The organism is Ensifer sp. GW101-20A05 (assembly GCF_059424735.1).
The window spans coordinates 1-17,545 of the sequence record NZ_JBWKZT010000033.1; the positions used below are offsets into that span (position 1 = coordinate 1).

Genomic DNA, 17,545 nt, shown 5'->3' on the forward strand with positions numbered 1-17,545 from the left:
GTCTTGCCATGGTCAACGTGGCCAATCGTGCCAATGTTAACGTGCGGCTTGTTGCGCTCAAATTTGCTCTTTGCCATTTCCGGCTCTCCGTTTTCTATCCCCTACCGGGGAAAACTTTTAACTTCTGTCAGCGAAAGGGTATTCCGGTCACTTCTGACCGGAATACTTCGCCTGGATTTCCTGTGCGACGTTCGACGGAACCGGCGCGTAGTGATCGAAGGTCATCGTGTACTGTGCGCGACCCTGAGACATCGAACGCAGGTTGTCGACGTACTTGAACATGTTCGCGAGCGGCACGTTTGCGGCGATCACGACAGCAACGCCACGCGATTCCTGGCCCTGGATCTGGCCACGACGAGAATTCAGGTCGCCGATAACGTCACCGACATAGTCTTCCGGCGTTACGACTTCGACCTTCATCATCGGCTCGAGAAGCTGTGCGCCAGCCTTCTTGGCCGCTTCACGGAAGCAAGCACGCGATGCGATTTCGAAGGCCAGGACCGACGAGTCGACGTCGTGGAATGCGCCGTCGATGAGCGTCGCCTTGACGCCCAGCATCGGGAAGCCAGCGAGCGGACCCGAAGACAGAACGCTTTCGATACCCTTCTGAACGCCCGGGATGTATTCCTTCGGAACAGCACCGCCGACGATCTTGGATTCGAACTTGAAGTCTTCGCCTTCCGGGTTCGGTTCGAAGACGATCTTGACGCGCGCGAACTGACCGGTACCACCGGACTGCTTCTTGTGCGTGTAGTCTTCTTCGTGCTGGCGCGTGATGGTTTCGCGGTAAGCAACCTGCGGCGCGCCGACGTTTGCTTCAACCTTGAACTCGCGACGCATGCGGTCGACGATGATGTCGAGGTGAAGTTCGCCCATGCCGGCGATGATCGTCTGACCGGATTCCTGGTCAGTCTTGACGCGGAAGGACGGGTCTTCGGCAGCCAGACGGTTGAGCGCGAGGCCCATCTTTTCCTGGTCGCCCTTGGACTTCGGCTCGATCGCGATCTGGATGACCGGCTCGGGGAACTCCATGCGCTCGAGGATAACCGGCTTCAGCGGGTCACAGAGCGTATCACCCGTCGTGGTTTCCTTGAGACCAGCCAGAGCAACGATGTCGCCAGCAAATGCTTCTTCGATGTCTTCACGGCTGTTGGAGTGCATCTGCAGCATGCGGCCGACGCGCTCGCGCTTGTCCTTGACCGTGTTCATGACCGACGAGCCCTTTTCGAGCTTGCCCGAGTAGATGCGCGCAAAGGTCAGCGAACCGACGAAGGGGTCGTTCATGATCTTGAACGCGAGCATCGAAAGCGGCTCGGCATCATCAGCGTGACGCTCGATCTCTGCTTCGGTCTTGGCGTCGATACCCTTGATCGCCGGAATGTCGAGCGGCGACGGCAGGTAGTCAACGACGGCGTCGAGAAGCGGCTGAACGCCCTTGTTCTTGAACGCGGTACCGCAGAACATCGGGTGGAACTTCACGTCGATGGTGCCGCGGCGAACGAGTTCGCGGATCTTGTCATTCGAGGGCATGTTGCCTTCGAGATAGGCTTCCATCGCAGCTTCGTCGATCTCGACAACGGTCTCGATCAGCTTTTCGCGATATTCTTCGGCCTTGTCCTTCAGGTCGTCTGGGATTTCGACAACGTCCCACTGAGCGCCGAGGGACTCGTCGCGCCAGACGAGAGCATTCATCTCGATCAGATCGATAACGCCCTTGAATTCGGTTTCAGCACCGATCGGCAGCTGCATGACGACAGCCGTTGCACCGAGACGGGTCTTGATCATCTCGACCGAGCGGTAGAAGTCGGCGCCGGTCTTGTCCATCTTGTTGCAGAAGATCATGCGCGGAACATTGTACTTCTCAGCCTGACGCCAGACGGTTTCCGTCTGCGGCTCAACACCGGCGTTGGCGTCGAGAAGCGCGATAGCACCGTCGAGAACGCGCAGCGAACGCTCGACTTCGATGGTGAAGTCAACGTGGCCGGGGGTGTCGATGATGTTGAAGCGGCGGGTCTTGCCGTCACGGCCCTTCCAGAAGGTGGTCGTGGCGGCAGAGGTGATGGTGATGCCGCGTTCCTGCTCCTGCTCCATCCAGTCCATGGTCGCAGCGCCGTCGTGGACTTCGCCGATCTTGTGGGACTTGCCGGTGTAGTACAGGATGCGCTCAGTCGTCGTGGTCTTGCCAGCGTCGATGTGCGCCATAATACCGAAATTACGGTAGTCTTCGATTTTGTATTCGCGTGCCATAGTGGACTGCCTCTTGAGACGTTCGCGCCAGAATTACCAGCGATAATGCGAGAACGCACGGTTGGCATCAGCCATCTTGTGCGTGTCTTCGCGCTTCTTCACGGCGCTACCACGGTTGTTCGCTGCGTCCATGAGTTCGCCGCACAGGCGATCAACCATGGTCGTTTCGTTACGCTTGCGTGCGGCCGCAATCAGCCAACGGATGGCGAGGGCCTGGCGACGCTCCGGACGAACATCGACCGGAACCTGGTAAGTTGCACCACCGACGCGGCGCGAACGCACTTCAACGTGCGGCGCGATGTTGTCGAGCGCAGAGTGGAATACGGTGATCGGCTCTTGCTTCAGCTTGACCTGAACCGCATCGAACGCGCCGTAGACAATGCTTTCGGCAACAGACTTCTTGCCGTGCAGCATGATGGCGTTCATGAACTTCGTGACAACCAGATCACCGAACTTCGGATCCGGATTGATCTCGCGCTTTTCTGCTTTATGACGTCGGGACATACTTCTCGTCTCTTCAAACTGTTTCAGCGCTTTACCACGCGGAGGACCTCGCGCAGCGCCGGGATTTTCAAAACCGAATTACTTCGGACGCTTCGCACCGTACTTCGAACGACGCTGCTTGCGGTTCTTGACGCCCTGCGTATCGAGAACACCACGGATGATGTGGTAACGAACGCCCGGAAGGTCCTTAACGCGGCCGCCGCGGATCATGACAACCGAGTGTTCCTGAAGGTTGTGACCTTCACCCGGAATGTAGCCGATGACTTCGAAGCCGTTCGTCAGACGAATCTTGGCAACCTTACGGAGAGCCGAGTTCGGCTTCTTCGGGGTCGTGGTGTAAACGCGGGTGCAAACGCCACGCTTCTGCGGGTTTTCCTGCAGAGCAGGAACCTTATTGCGCTTTACCTGTGCCTGACGAGGCTTGCGGATCAGCTGGTTTACGGTAGGCATATACCCATCCCTTGCAAAATCTTATCACGTTACCCTTGCGGGCGGATCGTTGCCGTCGCCGGCAGTTTCGAACGCCTCATGAAATGCGCAAAACAGGGGCCGATCCGCCTTTCCGCAGATGGCCCCAAATAAAGCAGAGGACGCACTATCGTGCGCGTCTTGCGTGCAGCATTGTAGTCGTCGGCGTGCGTTTCGAACCTTGTTTGAGGCGAACTCCAGAACGCGACGTTCCGAACCAGCCAGCCTCACATGGGCTCCGATGCGGCGGGGTGTACTGATTTCAAGGCCAACAGTCAAGGGCAATTAAGAAATATTCTATCGCGCGCAGGCCTGACATGCCTGCAAAACAAGGCTTTTGCACATGGTTTCGAACCTTTTGCCCGCCTCTTTGGCCCTTCGACAGGCGGAGTGTCGGATAGGGTTAAGGAATCGGCAACCACTTTGTGGGGGTTTTCCACCATCTTCGAGTCGGTCGCTGCAGAAGCATTCGAGGCGCGATGCATTTCCATCGCGCCGGACAAAAAAGGGCGCTAAGGTCGCGCCAGCCAATCGAAAGGAAACAATATGGCCGTCACCCCAGACAACGACAATGCCCCGGACGAACCGATGGTGTTCATCATCATCGGCAAGGCCTATGAGACCGACGGCGACGAAGACGGCGTGGACATTCACGTGATGCTCAAGGCGCCCGACGACGATACCGCTGTTCGCGAAGCACTGAACGCCCTTGCCGAAGAGGGTTTTCTCGAGGCTGATCTGGACCAGATCGGCACACTGACCGAGATCCCGAGCGACGAACCCCACGCCTCCGCCTACCAGGGCGCACTCGAAGGCGAAGTGGCGATCATCCGCTTTAGCTAATCTTTGCAGTCAAGTGACCTTCGCCCTCGCCGTTGCCGCGCGGGGCGACCGCCCAAAAGAAGAAGCCGCCGAGATCGCTCTCGGCGGCTTCTTCTTTGTGTGGGTCAGAGGGCGGAATAACCCGCCCTCCCCGCTTATTCGGCTGCAGCGTTCTCGTTGGCGAGATCGGCAAGCATTGGCGTTGCTGCCTCGGCGCCCGTGCCACGACGACGTTCTTCCAGGATCATTTCGTCGCGCGCGGTTGCGATGCGGCGGATCTGGGTCATCGTGCCACCGGTACCGGCCGGGATCAGACGGCCGACGATGACGTTTTCCTTCAGGCCCTGCAGGCCGTCCGTCTTACCAGCGATCGCCGCTTCGGTCAGGACCTTGGTGGTTTCCTGGAACGAAGCCGCCGAGATGAAGGACGGTGTCTGCAGCGACGCCTTGGTGATGCCGAGCAGGACCGGATCGCCGTATGCCGGCTTCTTGCCCTGTTCGATCAGGCCGTCGTTGACGTCTTCGAGCTCGATCCGGTCGACATTGTCACCGACGATGTAGGTCGAGTCGCCGGCATCGGTGATTTCCACCTTCTGCAGCATCTGGCGAACGATGACTTCGATGTGCTTGTCGTTGATGACAACGCCCTGCAGTCGGTAGACTTCCTGGATTTCGTTGACCAGGTAGGAAGCAAGCGCTTCCACGCCCTTGATCGCCAGGATGTCGTGCGGCGCCGGGTTGCCGTCGAGGATGTAATCGCCCTTTTCGATGTAGTCGCCATCCTGAAGATGGAAGGGCTTGCCCTTCGGGATCAGGTACTCGACCGGCTCGACACCGTCTTCCGCCGGCTCGATCAGAACGCGACGCTTGTTCTTGTAGTCGCGGCCGAAGCGAACGGTGCCATCGATCTCAGCGATGATGGCGTGATCCTTCGGACGACGGGCTTCGAACAGTTCGGCAACACGCGGCAGACCACCGGTGATGTCCTTGGTCTTGGCGCTTTCGAGCGGCGAACGAGCGAGAACGTCACCCTGGCTGACCTTCTGGCCGGGTTCGACCGAGAGGATCGCGTCGACCGAGAGCAAGAAGCGGGCTTCGCCGCCGCGCGACAGCTTGGCAACTGCGCCGTTCTTGTCCTTGATGACGATCGCCGGCTTGAGGTCCGTACCACGCGGGGTCGAACGCCAGTCGATAACCTGGCGCTTGGTGATACCGGTCGACTCGTCGGTCGCTTCGAGCACCGAGATGCCGTCGACGACGTCTTCGAAGTGAACGGTACCTTCTACTTCCGTCATCATCGGACGGGTGTAGGGGTCCCACTCGGCGAGACGCTGGCCGCGCTTCACCTTGTCGCCATCGTCGACGAGGATCTTCGAACCATAGGCAACACGCTGCGACGAACGCTCGACGCCACGCTCGTCCAGGATCTGGACCGCCATGTTACGGCCCATCGCGACGAGAACGCCGTCCGAGTTGCGCAGCATGTTGCGGTTCTTGATCTGGACCGTACCTTCGTAGGACGCTTCCAGGAACGACTGGTCGACCACGGTCGCCGTACCACCCAGGTGGAAGGTACGCATGGTGAGCTGGGTGCCCGGTTCACCGATCGACTGTGCAGCGATAACGCCAACCGCTTCGCCCATGTTGACCGGCGTACCACGAGCCAGGTCGCGGCCGTAGCAGACGCCGCAAACGCCCGTCTGGATTTCGCAGGTCAGTGCAGAACGGATGCGGATCGACTGGATACCAGCCTTCTCGATCTCGATGACGTCGGGTTCCAGGATCATCCGGCCGGCATCGACGATGCGAGCGCCCGTGACCGGGTGATCGATGTCGTCCAGAGCCGTACGGCCAAGAATACGAGCGCCAAGCGAGGCCACAACCTGACCGGCGTCGACGATCGCCGTCATTGTGAGACCGTTTTCGGTGCCGCAATCGACGGAGTTGACGATGCAATCCTGCGCGACGTCGACGAGACGACGGGTCAGGTAACCGGAGTTCGCGGTCTTCAAGGCGGTGTCGGCCAGACCCTTACGGGCACCGTGGGTCGAGTTGAAGTACTCGTTAACGGTGAGGCCTTCCTTGAAGTTCGAGATGATCGGCGTCTCGATGATTTCGCCCGACGGCTTGGCCATCAGGCCGCGCATGCCGCCCAGCTGACGCATCTGGTTCGGAGAACCACGGGCGCCGGAGTGCGACATCATGTAGATCGAGTTCATCGGCTTCTGACGACCGTTTTCGTCGAACTCCACCGCCTTAATGCGGGCCATCATTTCGTCGGCGACCTTTTCGGTCGCCTTGCCCCAGGCGTCGACAACCTTGTTGTACTTTTCGCCCTGGGTGATGAGGCCGTCGTTGTACTGCTGCTCGTATTCCTTCACGAGCGCTTCAGTGTCGCCGACGATCTTCACCTTGGTGTCCGGGATGACCATGTCGTCCTTGCCGAACGAAATGCCGGCGCGGCAGGCATGGGCAAAGCCGAGCTGCATGATGCGGTCGCAGAAGATGACCGTGTCCTTCTGGCCGCAGTGACGGTAGACCGCGTCGATCATCTTGGAGATGTTCTTCTTGGTCATTTCCTGGTTGCAGATGTCGAACGGCACGTTGACGTTGCGCGGCAGCAGCTCGCCGATGATCATGCGGCCAGGCGTGGTTTCGTAGATCTTCGAAACCGGGTTGCCCTCGGCATCGACGGTCTTGAAGCGGCCACGGATCTTGGCATGCAGGGTCACGGCCTTGGTTTCGAGCGCGTGATGCAGTTCGCCCATGTCCGAGAACGCCATGCCTTCGCCCGGCTCGTTCTGGTTCAGGATCGACAAGTAGTAGAGACCGAGAACCATGTCCTGCGACGGAACGATGATCGGCGCGCCGTTTGCCGGGTGCAGAATGTTGTTCGTCGACATCATCAGCACGCGTGCTTCGAGCTGGGCTTCGAGCGACAGCGGCACGTGAACGGCCATCTGGTCACCGTCGAAGTCGGCGTTGAAGGCCGTGCAGACGAGCGGATGCAGCTGGATCGCCTTGCCTTCGACCAGGGTCGGTTCGAAGGCCTGGATGCCCAGGCGGTGCAGCGTCGGCGCGCGGTTCAGGAGAACCGGATGCTCGCGGATGACCTCGTCGAGGATATCCCAGACTTCCGGCTTTTCCTTTTCAACGAGCTTCTTGGCCTGCTTGACGGTCGAGGAGTAACCCTTGGCGTCGAGGCGGGCGTAGATGAACGGCTTGAACAACTCAAGCGCCATCTTCTTCGGAAGACCGCACTGGTGCAGCTTCAGTTCCGGACCGGTCACGATAACCGAGCGGCCGGAATAGTCGACGCGCTTGCCGAGCAGGTTCTGACGGAAGCGGCCCTGCTTGCCCTTCAGCATGTCGGACAACGACTTCAGCGGACGCTTGTTGGCACCGGTGATGACGCGGCCACGACGGCCGTTATCGAACAGCGCGTCCACAGATTCCTGCAGCATGCGCTTTTCGTTACGGATGATGATGCCCGGAGCACGCAGTTCGATCAGGCGCTTCAGACGGTTGTTACGGTTGATCACGCGGCGGTAGAGATCGTTCAGATCCGACGTCGCGAAACGGCCACCGTCGAGCGGCACGAGCGGGCGCAGATCCGGCGGGATCACCGGAACGACCTTCATGATCATCCATTCCGGACGATTGCCGGAATCCATGAAGTTCTCGACGATCTTCAGGCGCTTCATCAGCTTCTTCTGCTTCAGATCCGAGGTCGTCTCAGCGAGCTCGGCGCGCAGGTCACCAGCGATCTTCTCCAGATTCATCGAAGCGAGCATTTCATAGATCGCTTCAGCGCCGATCATGGCGGTGAACTGATCTTCGCCGAACTCATCGACGGCGAGCATGTAGTCTTCTTCGCTGAGGAGCTGGTTTTCCTTCAGCGACGTCAGACCCGGCTCGGTCACGATGTAGTTTTCGAAGTACAGAACGCGTTCGACATCCTTCAGCGTCATGTCGAGCAGCGTCGAAATGCGTGAAGGCAACGACTTCAGGAACCAGATGTGGGCGACGGGAGCGGCGAGCTCGATGTGGCCCATGCGCTCACGGCGAACGCGCGACAGCGTGACTTCGACGCCGCACTTTTCGCAGATGATGCCCTTGTACTTCATGCGCTTGTACTTGCCGCACAGGCACTCGTAGTCCTTGATCGGGCCAAAGATGCGCGCGCAGAACAGACCGTCGCGTTCCGGCTTGAACGTACGGTAGTTGATCGTCTCCGGCTTCTTGATCTCACCGTAAGACCAGGAAAGAATCTTCTCCGGCGAGGCGATCGAAATCCGGATGGAATCGAAGGTCTGTGCAGGCACCTGCGGATTGAAAAGATTCATGACCTCTTGGTTCATGCCTGTCTCCTTTACGGGCTTTACGCCCTGAGCTTGGCGAGGGTGCCGACAAATCCCGGGCGCCGGCCCCTGCCCCTTAAACAGCTAAAACCGCATTGGCTGCGGCTCTGTTCCTGCCGAAAACGTCAGCGTCTTCAGGCGGAAACGGTGCGCGCCGCATCGCGGCACGCACCTTGGGTCTCTTTACTCGGCTGCGTCCGGCAACTGTGCACCGCCAGCCTCGTCGACCTTCGAGTTTTCGAGCTCGACCGAAAGGCCCAGCGAGCGCATTTCCTTGACGAGAACGTTGAAGCTCTCCGGAATGCCCGCTTCGAAGGTATCGTCGCCACGGACGATCGCTTCGTAGACCTTGGTACGACCGGCAACGTCGTCCGACTTGACCGTCAGCATTTCCTGCAGGGTGTAGGCCGCGCCGTAAGCTTCCAGCGCCCAGACCTCCATTTCCCCGAAGCGCTGACCGCCGAACTGCGCCTTACCGCCCAGCGGCTGCTGGGTGACGAGCGAGTACGGACCGATCGAACGGGCGTGGATCTTGTCGTCGACCAAGTGGTTGAGCTTGAGCATGTAGATGTAGCCCACGGTCACCTGACGGTCGAACTGATCGCCGGTACGGCCATCGTAAAGCGTCGACTGACCGGTTACCTTCAGGCCCGCCTGCTCCAGCATCTCGTTGACGTCGGCTTCGACAGCACCGTCGAAGACCGGCGTCGCGATCGAAACGCCGCGACGGGTCTGCTCGGCCAGGCGCACGATCGACTCGTCGTCGTACTGCTTGATCGGCTCGCCCTTCGGGCCCGACCCGATGACGCTGTCGATGGTGTCGCGCAGCGGCTGGATGTCGGCGCCTGCCTTGTAGGCATCGAGCATCGCGCCGATCTTCTTGCCCATGCCGGCGCAAGCCCAGCCGAGATGGGTTTCGAGGATCTGGCCGACGTTCATGCGCGAAGGCACGCCGAGCGGGTTCAGAACGACGTCGACATGCGTGCCGTCTTCCAGGAACGGCATGTCTTCGATCGGCACGATACGCGACACGACACCCTTGTTGCCGTGACGGCCGGCCATCTTGTCGCCCGGCTGGATCTTGCGCTTCACAGCGACGAAGACCTTGACCATCTTCATGACGCCCGGAGGCATTTCGTCGCCGCGCTGGACCTTCTCGACCTTGTCCATGAAGCGCTGTTCAAGGCGCGACTTGGATTCGTCGTACTGGGCGCGCAGAGCTTCGATCTCGCCCTGAGCCTTTTCGTCTTCGACGGCGAACATCCACCACTGCGAGCGGGGGTATTCGCTGACGACGAGGTTCGAAAGCTCGGTGCCCTTCTTGAAGCCCTTCGGGCCGGCAACGGCCGTGTGGCCTCGCAGCATGTCGACGAGACGTGCGTAGACGTTACGATCGAGGATCGCCTGTTCGTCGTCGCGGTCCTTGGCGAGGCGTTCGATTTCCTCGCGCTCGATCGCCATCGCGCGTTCGTCCTTCTCAACGCCGTGGCGGTTGAAGACGCGAACTTCGACGACGGTACCGAAGGTGCCCGGGGGCATGCGCATCGAGGTGTCGCGAACGTCGGAAGCCTTTTCACCGAAGATGGCGCGCAGAAGCTTTTCTTCCGGCGTCATCGGGCTTTCGCCCTTCGGCGTGATCTTGCCGACGAGGATGTCACCCGGCTGAACCTCAGCACCGATATAAACGATACCGGCTTCGTCGAGGTTACGCAGCGCTTCTTCCGAAACGTTCGGAATGTCGCGGGTGATTTCTTCCGGACCCAGCTTCGTGTCACGCGCCATCACTTCGAATTCTTCGATGTGGATGGAGGTGAACACGTCGTCGCGCACGATCCGCTCGGAGAGCAGGATCGAGTCTTCGTAGTTGTAGCCGTTCCACGGCATGAACGCGACGAGCGCGTTGCGGCCGAGCGCCAGGTCACCGAGGTCGGTCGACGGACCGTCGGCGATGATGTCGCCCTTGTTCAGAACGTCACCGACGGTAACCAGCGGACGCTGGTTGACGCAGGTGTTCTGGTTCGAACGCTGGAACTTCTGCAGACGATAGATATCGACGCCCGACTTCGACGGATCGAGGTCTTCGGTGGCGCGGATAACGATACGGGTCGCGTCAACCTGGTCGACGACACCGCCACGACGGGCAGCGATTGCTGCGCCGGAGTCGCGGGCAACGACCGGCTCCATGCCGGTACCGACGAACGGCGCTTCGGCGCGCAGCAGCGGCACGGCCTGACGCTGCATGTTCGAGCCCATCAGTGCGCGGTTCGCGTCGTCGTTCTCAAGGAACGGGATGAGCGCGGCCGCGACCGAAACGAGCTGCTTCGGCGAAACGTCCATCAGGTTGATGTTGTCGCGCGGTGCCAGCATAACTTCGCCGGCATGACGGCAAACGACGAATTCTTCCGAGAACGAACCATCGCTCTCGAGAACCGAGTTGGCCTGGGCGACGTGATACTTCGCTTCTTCCATCGCCGAGAGATAGACGACGTCGTTCGTCACCTTGCCGTCAACGATCTTGCGGTACGGGCTTTCGATGAAGCCGTACTTGTTGACGCGGGCGAAGGTTGCGAGCGAGTTGATCAGACCGATGTTCGGGCCTTCCGGCGTTTCGATCGGGCAAATACGGCCGTAGTGCGTCGGGTGAACGTCGCGGACTTCGAAGCCGGCGCGCTCGCGGGTCAGACCACCCGGGCCAAGTGCCGAAAGGCGGCGCTTGTGGGTGATTTCCGAAAGCGGGTTCACCTGGTCCATGAACTGCGACAGCTGCGAGGAGCCGAAGAATTCGCGGACGGCTGCGGCAGCCGGCTTGGCGTTGATCAGGTCCTGCGGCATGACGGTGTCGATCTCGATCGACGACATGCGTTCCTTGATCGCGCGCTCCATGCGCAACAGACCCAGGCGGTACTGGTTTTCCATCAACTCGCCGACCGAACGAACACGGCGGTTGCCGAGGTTGTCGATGTCGTCGATTTCGCCCTTACCGTCGCGCAGTTCGACGAGCATCTTGACGACAGCCAGGATGTCTTCCTTGCGCAGGGTACGGACGGTATCCGCAACTTCAAGGTCGAGGCGCATGTTCATCTTGACGCGGCCGACGGCCGAGAGGTCGTAGCGCTCGGCGTCGAAGAACAGCGTGTTGAACATGGCTTCCGCAGAATCCATGGTCGGCGGCTCGCCCGGACGCATGACGCGGTAGATATCGAACAGAGCGTCCTGACGGTTCTCGTTCTTGTCTACGGTCAGCGTATTGCGGATGTAGGCGCCGACATTGATATGGTCGATGTCGAGAACCGGGATTTCGTCGAAGCCGGCCGACAGAATGACGGGAAGCGTCTTCTCGTCGATCTCGTCGCCTGCTTCGAGGTAGATTTCACCGGTTGCGAAGTTGACGACGTCTTCGGCAAGATAGTTGCCGTAGAGGTCATCATTGGTCGCCTTGAGCGCCTTCAGACCCTTGTCCTGCAACTGACGAAGCAGGCGCGGGGTCAGCTTCTTGCCAGCCTCGACAACGACTTCACCGGTGTCGGCGTCGACCATCTCGGTGATGGCCTTCTGACCCTTCAGGGCATCCGGCTGGAACGGCACGCGCCAGCCTTCGCCGTCGCGCTGGTAAAGCGACTTCGTGTAGAAGGTGTCGAGGATTTCCTCGCCGTCCATGCCGAGCGCCATCAGCAGCGACGACACCGGAATCTTGCGGCGGCGGTCGATACGGGCATGCACGATGTCCTTGGCGTCGAACTCGATGTCGAGCCAGGAACCGCGGTAAGGAATGACGCGTGCTGCGAAGAGCAGCTTGCCCGACGAATGGCTCTTGCCCTTGTCGTGGTCGAAGAACACGCCCGGCGACCGGTGCATCTGCGAAACGATAACGCGCTCGGTACCATTGACGATGAAGGTACCGTTGTCGGTCATGAGCGGCATGTCGCCCATGTAGACGTTCTGTTCCTTGATGTCCTTGATCGACTTCGCGCCGGTATCCTCGTCGATATCGAATACGATGAGGCGCAGCGTCACCTTGAGCGGCGCTGCGTAGGTCAGATCGCGCTGACGGCATTCCTCGACGTCGAACTTCGGCGGCTCGAATTCGTAGGACACGAACTCAAGCATCGATGCGCCCGAGAAATCCTTGATCGGGAAAACGGACTTGAAAACAGCTTGGAGCCCCTCGTCAGGGCGACCGCCCTTGGGCTCTTCAACCATCAGAAACTGGTCGTAGGATGCCTTCTGAACCTCGATGAGGTTCGGCATTTCTGCGACTTCTGGAATTTTACCAAAAAACTTGCGTACGCGCCTGCGACCGTTAAACGAAAGGGTCTGAGCCATCGTCGCTCCTTGTCAATCTTGCATCCGGGCCTGCAACGGACGGGAACCGATGGCCAGTCGACCCCGTCAATCAATGAGTAGTCCAATCTCGTCCAGCTAACGGAAAACGCTCAGCGCGGATTGCTGTGCTGCCTTCCGTTCGAGACCATCCTCTTGAAGAACCCATTACCCAAAAGCCGTTTTTCGACAGGCTTTTGGGTAATATGTTCCAAAAACGGTCAAAGAGAGGCGGCCTGAAAAGGCCACCTCCCCTTGCATGTAGCCGAATTACTTGACGTCAACCTTGGCGCCAGCGTCTTCGAGCTTCTTCTTGAGGTCAGCAGCTTCAGCCTTGGAAACTGCTTCCTTAACCGGCTTAGGAGCGCCTTCGACGAGGTCCTTGGCTTCCTTGAGGCCGAGACCGGTGATGGCGCGGACTTCCTTGATGACGTTGATCTTGTTGGCACCAGCGTCAACGAGGATAACGTCAAATTCGGTCTTTTCTTCTTCAGCAGCAGCAGCAGCACCGCCGGCAGCGCCGCCAGCAACAGCAACAGCTACCGGAGCAGCAGCCGAAACGCCCCACTTCTCTTCGAGCAGCTTGGAAAGCTCAGCAGCTTCCAGAACGGTCAGCGAGGAGAGGTCTTCAACGATCTTTGCGAGATCAGCCATTTTACTTTTCCTTTTGTTCGGTTCGAACTGGTTTTAAATACAACAGCGAAAATCCGCCTTAGGCGGCTTCGTCCTTCTTGGCATAGGCCGAGAACACGCGAGCAAGCTGGCTTGCCGGTGCTGCAACAACCGTTGCGACGCGGGTTGCCGGGGCATTGAGAAGGCCCAGCAGCTTTGCGCGCAGCTCGTCGAGCGAAGGCAGGGTCGCGAGCGACTTGACTGCTTCGGCGTTGAGCGTGGTTGTGCCCATGGCGCCACCGAGAACAACGAGCTTGTCGTTGGTCTTGGCGAAATCCATGACGACCTTAGGAGCCGTGATCGGGTCTTCGCTGTATGCGATCAGCGTCTGACCCTTGAAGAGATTGCTCATCCCTTCCGACTCGGTGCCCTGAAGAGCGATCTTGGCCAGGCGGTTTTTCGCGACTTTGACGGTGCCGCCAGCAGCGCGCATCTTCGAACGGAAGTCGTTCATCTGCGCAACTGTGACACCAGCATAGTGGGCCACGACAACCGAACCGGAAGCCTTGAAGACTTCGTTCAGCTCCGTGACGAATTCGCGTTTTTCCGCTCTTTCCACTGTCTGTCTCCAGTAGGCAGGGTTGCAATACTGCAGCCCCGCCGGGTTTGCCTTTGTCACCCGAGATCGAGCTCGATCCCACGTAACGCTTAAGGATCCTGTCCCTTGGCGTTCCCGGAAGAGCCGGGTCTGACACAAGGCAAGCGAGGTTCGAACCGAATTTCGACGCCTCCGGCGCCATAGCGAAATTCAGATCTTACCCGTCTCATGCAGGCCGAAGTGATTAAGGTAAAACCACCCGCAATCTCGGACAGGAGTTCCGGACTTGACGTCCGGAATTCCCGGCCCCGAAAGGCCGGGAATTTGGTACCGGGCCGAAGCCCGAAAACGATTAAGCGACGCTGAGCGTGGCCGGGTCGATCTTGAGGCCTGGGCCCATGGTCGACGAAATAGCGACGCGCTTGACGTAGTTGCCCTTGGCGCCGGTCGGCTTTGCCTTGATCACTGCGTCTGCGAAGGCACGGATGTTTTCTTCCAGTGCCTTGGCATCGAAGGATGCCTTGCCGATGCCGGCGTGAACAATACCGGCCTTTTCGACGCGGAACTCGACGGCGCCGCCCTTGGATGCCTTGACGGCACCAGCGACGTCCATCGTGACGGTGCCGACCTTCGGGTTCGGCATCATGCCACGCGGGCCGAGAACCTTACCGAGGCGACCGACGAGCGGCATCATGTCCGGGGTTGCGATGCAGCGATCGAAATCGATCTTGCCGCCCTGAACGATTTCGACGAGTTCTTCCGCGCCAACGACGTCAGCACCGGCAGCCTTGGCTTCGTCAGCCTTGGCGCCACGTGCGAAAACGGCGACGCGAACCGAGCGGCCGGTGCCGTTCGGCAGGTTGACGACGCCGCGGACCATCTGGTCGGCGTGGCGCGGGTCAACGCCGAGGTTCATCGCAACTTCGATGGTCTCGTCGAACTTGGCAGTTGCACGTTCCTTGACCATCGAAACGGCCTCGGTGAGACCGTAGATCTTCGTCGGATCGACGCCCTCGCGGGACTTCTGTACACGCTTTGCAATCTTCGCCATGGTCTTAGCCTACCACTTCCAGGCCCATAGCGCGGGCAGAGCCCTCGATCATGGCCATTGCGCCTTCGATATCGGCAGCATTGAGATCCTTCATCTTGGCTTCGGCGATCGACTTGATCTGAGCCTTGGTGAGCTTGCCGGCCGAGCCGCCCTTGCCGGGGGTCTTCGAACCGGACTGGATCTTTGCTTCCTTCTTCAGGAAGTAGCTGACCGGCGGCTGCTTCATGACGAAAGTGAAGGACTTGTCCTGGTAATAGGTGATGACGACCGGGATCGGCATACCCTTTTCCATTTCCTGCGTGGCGGCATTGAACGCCTTGCAGAATTCCATGATGTTAATGCCACGCTGACCGAGCGCAGGACCGATCGGCGGGGACGGATTGGCCGACCCAGCCTTCACCTGCAGCTTGAGCTGGCCTGCAACTTTCTTAGCCATTTCTCTCTGCCTTTCTGAAATCCCCTTGCGACGGATCGCACCGGGATCTGTTACGCCGGTTGCCCGGCTTGTTGCCGATCACGGGGATCGGCGGCTGCGGTTGCGTGGTACGGACGATCCGACCCGGCTAAGGTCGCTCCCCTTCCACGCGCATGCGGATTTCTCCGCCAGAACGGGTCGTAACCCGCCCTATCTCTTGAGATCTTCTCAGACCTTCTCGACCTGACCGTATTCCAGTTCGACCGGCGTCGCGCGACCGAAGATCGAAACCTCGACCTTGAGGCGCGAACGCTCTTCGTCGACGTCCTGAACGACGCCGTTGAACGAGGCAAACGGACCATCCGAAACGCGGACCTGCTCGCCGATCTCGAACGAGACCGACGGCTTCGGACGCTCGACGCCATCCTGGACCTGACCAAGGATGCGCTCAGCCTCATGGTCCGGAATCGGAACCGGCTTGCTGTCGGTACCGAGGAAACCCGTTACTTTCGGCGTATTCTTGATGAGATGGAAAGCCTCATCCGTCAGATTGGCGCGAACCAGAACGTAGCCCGGGAAGAACTTGCGCTCGGCGTCGACCTTGCGGCCACGACGCACTTCGACAACCTTCTCGGTCGGCACGAGAATCTTCTCGAACAAATGCTCGAGACCCTTCTGCTTGGCCTTTTCTTCGATCGATTCAGCGACCTTCTTTTCGAAGTTCGAATAGGCGTGAACAATATACCAGCGCGCAGCCATACTACCCTCCACCCAATCAAGCGCCAACGTTGAGGATGAGGCCGATCGCCCAACCCATCAACTGGTCCGCAGCAAAGAAGAAGGCAGCGGCAAAAAAGACCATGACAAAGACCATCAGCGTCGAGATCATCGTCTCGCGCCGAGAAGGCCAAGTCACTTTCGACGTCTCCGAGCGAACCTGCTGCAGAAACGTTACCGGATTCGTTTTGGATGCCATGTAATGCTCACGCCATTACGGCGCGTAAAGCCGATGATTCAGCCCCACGCACCGCGTGTCTGTTTGGACCCTACATAAAGACCGATTCTGAAAACCACAAGAGCCAATCAGTCTTTTTTGTGAATTTCGTCGACCGGGTCACCGGTCCTTAAGCTTTAGTTTGCCGTCCCCTCAGCCTTTATGCAAGCGCGAGAGAAATGGCAGGGGCAGAGGGGCTCGAACCCCCGACCTGCGGTTTTGGAGACCGCCGCTCTACCAACTGAGCTATACCCCTATTCAGCTGCGCCTTCGTCTAACGACGCGTCGCCGCCTCAAGTCAGCGGCTTAATATTCAGTTTGCCGGAGGATGACAAGCACCTTTCACCGAAGAAGCGAAAAAATCCTCATCGAATTGCAACAACCCCCTGCCCTGCCGCCTCCGGCGTCACGAACGGGCGCAAGTCATTGTCGAGCCTGCCGTAATTCCCGCGGCGCGCGAAGTCGGGAATCCGCTATCCTGCCGGCAATTGCCGGGAGCCGAATCATACGTCGCGCATCACGCTGGCCGAATACGGTCCCTGCTGGCTTTGTTGTTTGAAGAGCGAGCCTCAGAGATCGCGACGCTGCTTCACCCTTCGTCCGCGAGGTCCATCACATCGGCAGCACCGCAGTGCCCGGATTGCCGGCGAAGCCGAAGATCGATATCGATGCGGTCATCGCGGATCTGAGAAGGCTGCCGGAGCTGACTGCGCGCCTTCGCAGCATCGGCTACACCTTTCACCGCGATCCGCACGCAAGCGGCCTCTGGACCTTCACCACCGATACGCGCCCCTACGGCACGCGCCTCTATCTTTGCTCTGGCGACAACGCCGCTCATGCGGCACGCCTCCTCTTCCGCGACCAGTTGCGTGAACGGCTGGACTATGCCGAGCGATACGAGACGCTGAAAAAGCGGCTTGCCACAGACGCCAATGGCGATTGGGATATCTACACCCACGGCAAGCGCGACTTTATCGATGAAGTCCTGGCAGCTCCTGCAACGAAAAAGGCCCCGCCGTTGCCAGCGGGGCCTCTCTACTGATCTGAAACCAGCAGATTACTCGACGATCGAGGCTACGATGCCTGCGCCGACGGTACGGCCACCTTCGCGGATCGCGAAGCGCAGCTTTTCTTCCATCGCGATCGGAACGAT

The 17,545-nt window shown here is 59.5% G+C and carries 14 protein-coding genes, 1 tRNA gene and 1 pseudogene; 2 read left to right on the forward strand and 14 right to left on the reverse strand.

Annotation, left to right across the window (positions count from 1 at the left end):
- The 4 genes and pseudogenes from AC070A_RS34135 to rpsL all read right to left on the reverse strand — a co-directional run.
- Nucleotides 1–77, reverse strand: a pseudogene (locus AC070A_RS34135) (GTP-binding protein); the annotation flags it as partial.
- A gap of 70 nt (nucleotides 78–147) precedes the next feature.
- On the reverse strand, nucleotides 148–2,247 hold the full coding sequence (gene fusA / locus AC070A_RS34140) for an elongation factor G (protein WP_057252176.1): 2,100 nt from the start codon (nucleotides 2,245–2,247) through the stop codon (nucleotides 148–150).
- A 33-nt stretch (nucleotides 2,248–2,280) separates the two neighbouring features.
- Nucleotides 2,281–2,751: a 30S ribosomal protein S7 gene (rpsG, locus tag AC070A_RS34145; protein WP_057252175.1), complete on the reverse strand. Its 471-nt coding sequence runs from the start codon at nucleotides 2,749–2,751 to the stop codon at nucleotides 2,281–2,283.
- A gap of 78 nt (nucleotides 2,752–2,829) precedes the next feature.
- Nucleotides 2,830–3,201: a 30S ribosomal protein S12 gene (gene rpsL / locus AC070A_RS34150; protein ID WP_003507760.1), complete on the reverse strand. Its 372-nt coding sequence runs from the start codon at nucleotides 3,199–3,201 to the stop codon at nucleotides 2,830–2,832.
- A gap of 564 nt (nucleotides 3,202–3,765) precedes the next feature.
- Between rpsL and AC070A_RS34155 the strand changes: the two genes are divergently transcribed.
- Nucleotides 3,766–4,062, forward strand: a complete 297-nt coding sequence (locus AC070A_RS34155; protein WP_057252174.1) for a hypothetical protein — start codon at nucleotides 3,766–3,768, stop codon at nucleotides 4,060–4,062.
- A gap of 134 nt (nucleotides 4,063–4,196) precedes the next feature.
- Here the strand turns inward: AC070A_RS34155 and rpoC are convergent, their stop codons facing one another.
- The 9 genes from rpoC to AC070A_RS34200 all read right to left on the reverse strand — a co-directional run bounded on the left by rpoC (nucleotide 4,197) and on the right by AC070A_RS34200 (nucleotide 16,648).
- Nucleotides 4,197–8,402 carry a DNA-directed RNA polymerase subunit beta' gene (rpoC, locus tag AC070A_RS34160; RefSeq protein WP_065376943.1) on the reverse strand — a complete coding sequence of 1,402 codons (4,206 nt, stop codon included), beginning with the start codon at nucleotides 8,400–8,402 and terminating at the stop codon, nucleotides 4,197–4,199.
- Nucleotides 8,403–8,585: 183 nt separating this feature from the next.
- Entirely contained in the window at nucleotides 8,586–12,725 is a 4,140-nt protein-coding gene (gene rpoB, locus AC070A_RS34165; protein WP_113737420.1) for a DNA-directed RNA polymerase subunit beta, read from the reverse strand.
- Nucleotides 12,726–12,992: 267 nt separating this feature from the next.
- Nucleotides 12,993–13,376, reverse strand: coding sequence for a 50S ribosomal protein L7/L12 (gene rplL, locus AC070A_RS34170; protein ID WP_057252171.1), 384 nt, complete (start codon nucleotides 13,374–13,376; stop codon nucleotides 12,993–12,995).
- 58 nt (nucleotides 13,377–13,434) lie between these two features.
- Entirely contained in the window at nucleotides 13,435–13,953 is a 519-nt protein-coding gene (rplJ, locus tag AC070A_RS34175; RefSeq protein ID WP_057252170.1) for a 50S ribosomal protein L10, read from the reverse strand.
- Nucleotides 13,954–14,284: 331 nt separating this feature from the next.
- Nucleotides 14,285–14,983, reverse strand: a complete 699-nt coding sequence (gene rplA, locus AC070A_RS34180) for a 50S ribosomal protein L1 (RefSeq protein WP_057252169.1) — start codon at nucleotides 14,981–14,983, stop codon at nucleotides 14,285–14,287.
- Nucleotides 14,984–14,987: 4 nt separating this feature from the next.
- Nucleotides 14,988–15,419 (reverse strand): 50S ribosomal protein L11, encoded by a 432-nt coding sequence (gene rplK, locus AC070A_RS34185; protein ID WP_043626293.1) that lies wholly within the window; start codon nucleotides 15,417–15,419, stop codon nucleotides 14,988–14,990.
- A 207-nt stretch (nucleotides 15,420–15,626) separates the two neighbouring features.
- The gene (nusG, locus tag AC070A_RS34190; protein ID WP_034795476.1) at nucleotides 15,627–16,157 is read right to left on the reverse strand and encodes a transcription termination/antitermination protein NusG; all 531 of its coding nucleotides are present in this window, start codon (nucleotides 16,155–16,157) and stop codon (nucleotides 15,627–15,629) included.
- Nucleotides 16,158–16,173: 16 nt separating this feature from the next.
- The gene (gene secE, locus AC070A_RS34195; protein ID WP_034795473.1) at nucleotides 16,174–16,374 is read right to left on the reverse strand and encodes a preprotein translocase subunit SecE; all 201 of its coding nucleotides are present in this window, start codon (nucleotides 16,372–16,374) and stop codon (nucleotides 16,174–16,176) included.
- 198 nt (nucleotides 16,375–16,572) lie between these two features.
- Nucleotides 16,573–16,648: transfer RNA gene (locus AC070A_RS34200), tRNA-Trp, on the reverse strand.
- 375 nt (nucleotides 16,649–17,023) lie between these two features.
- On the opposite strand from AC070A_RS34200, the gene AC070A_RS34205 reads away from it, so the two are divergent.
- Nucleotides 17,024–17,434, forward strand: coding sequence for a GrpB family protein (locus tag AC070A_RS34205; RefSeq protein ID WP_309140259.1), 411 nt, complete (start codon nucleotides 17,024–17,026; stop codon nucleotides 17,432–17,434).
- A gap of 15 nt (nucleotides 17,435–17,449) precedes the next feature.
- Here AC070A_RS34205 and AC070A_RS34210 read toward each other — a convergent pair.
- Nucleotides 17,450–17,545 (reverse strand): EF-Tu C-terminal domain-related protein (locus tag AC070A_RS34210; RefSeq protein WP_131614796.1); only part of this gene is annotated, 96 nt, incomplete at its 5' end.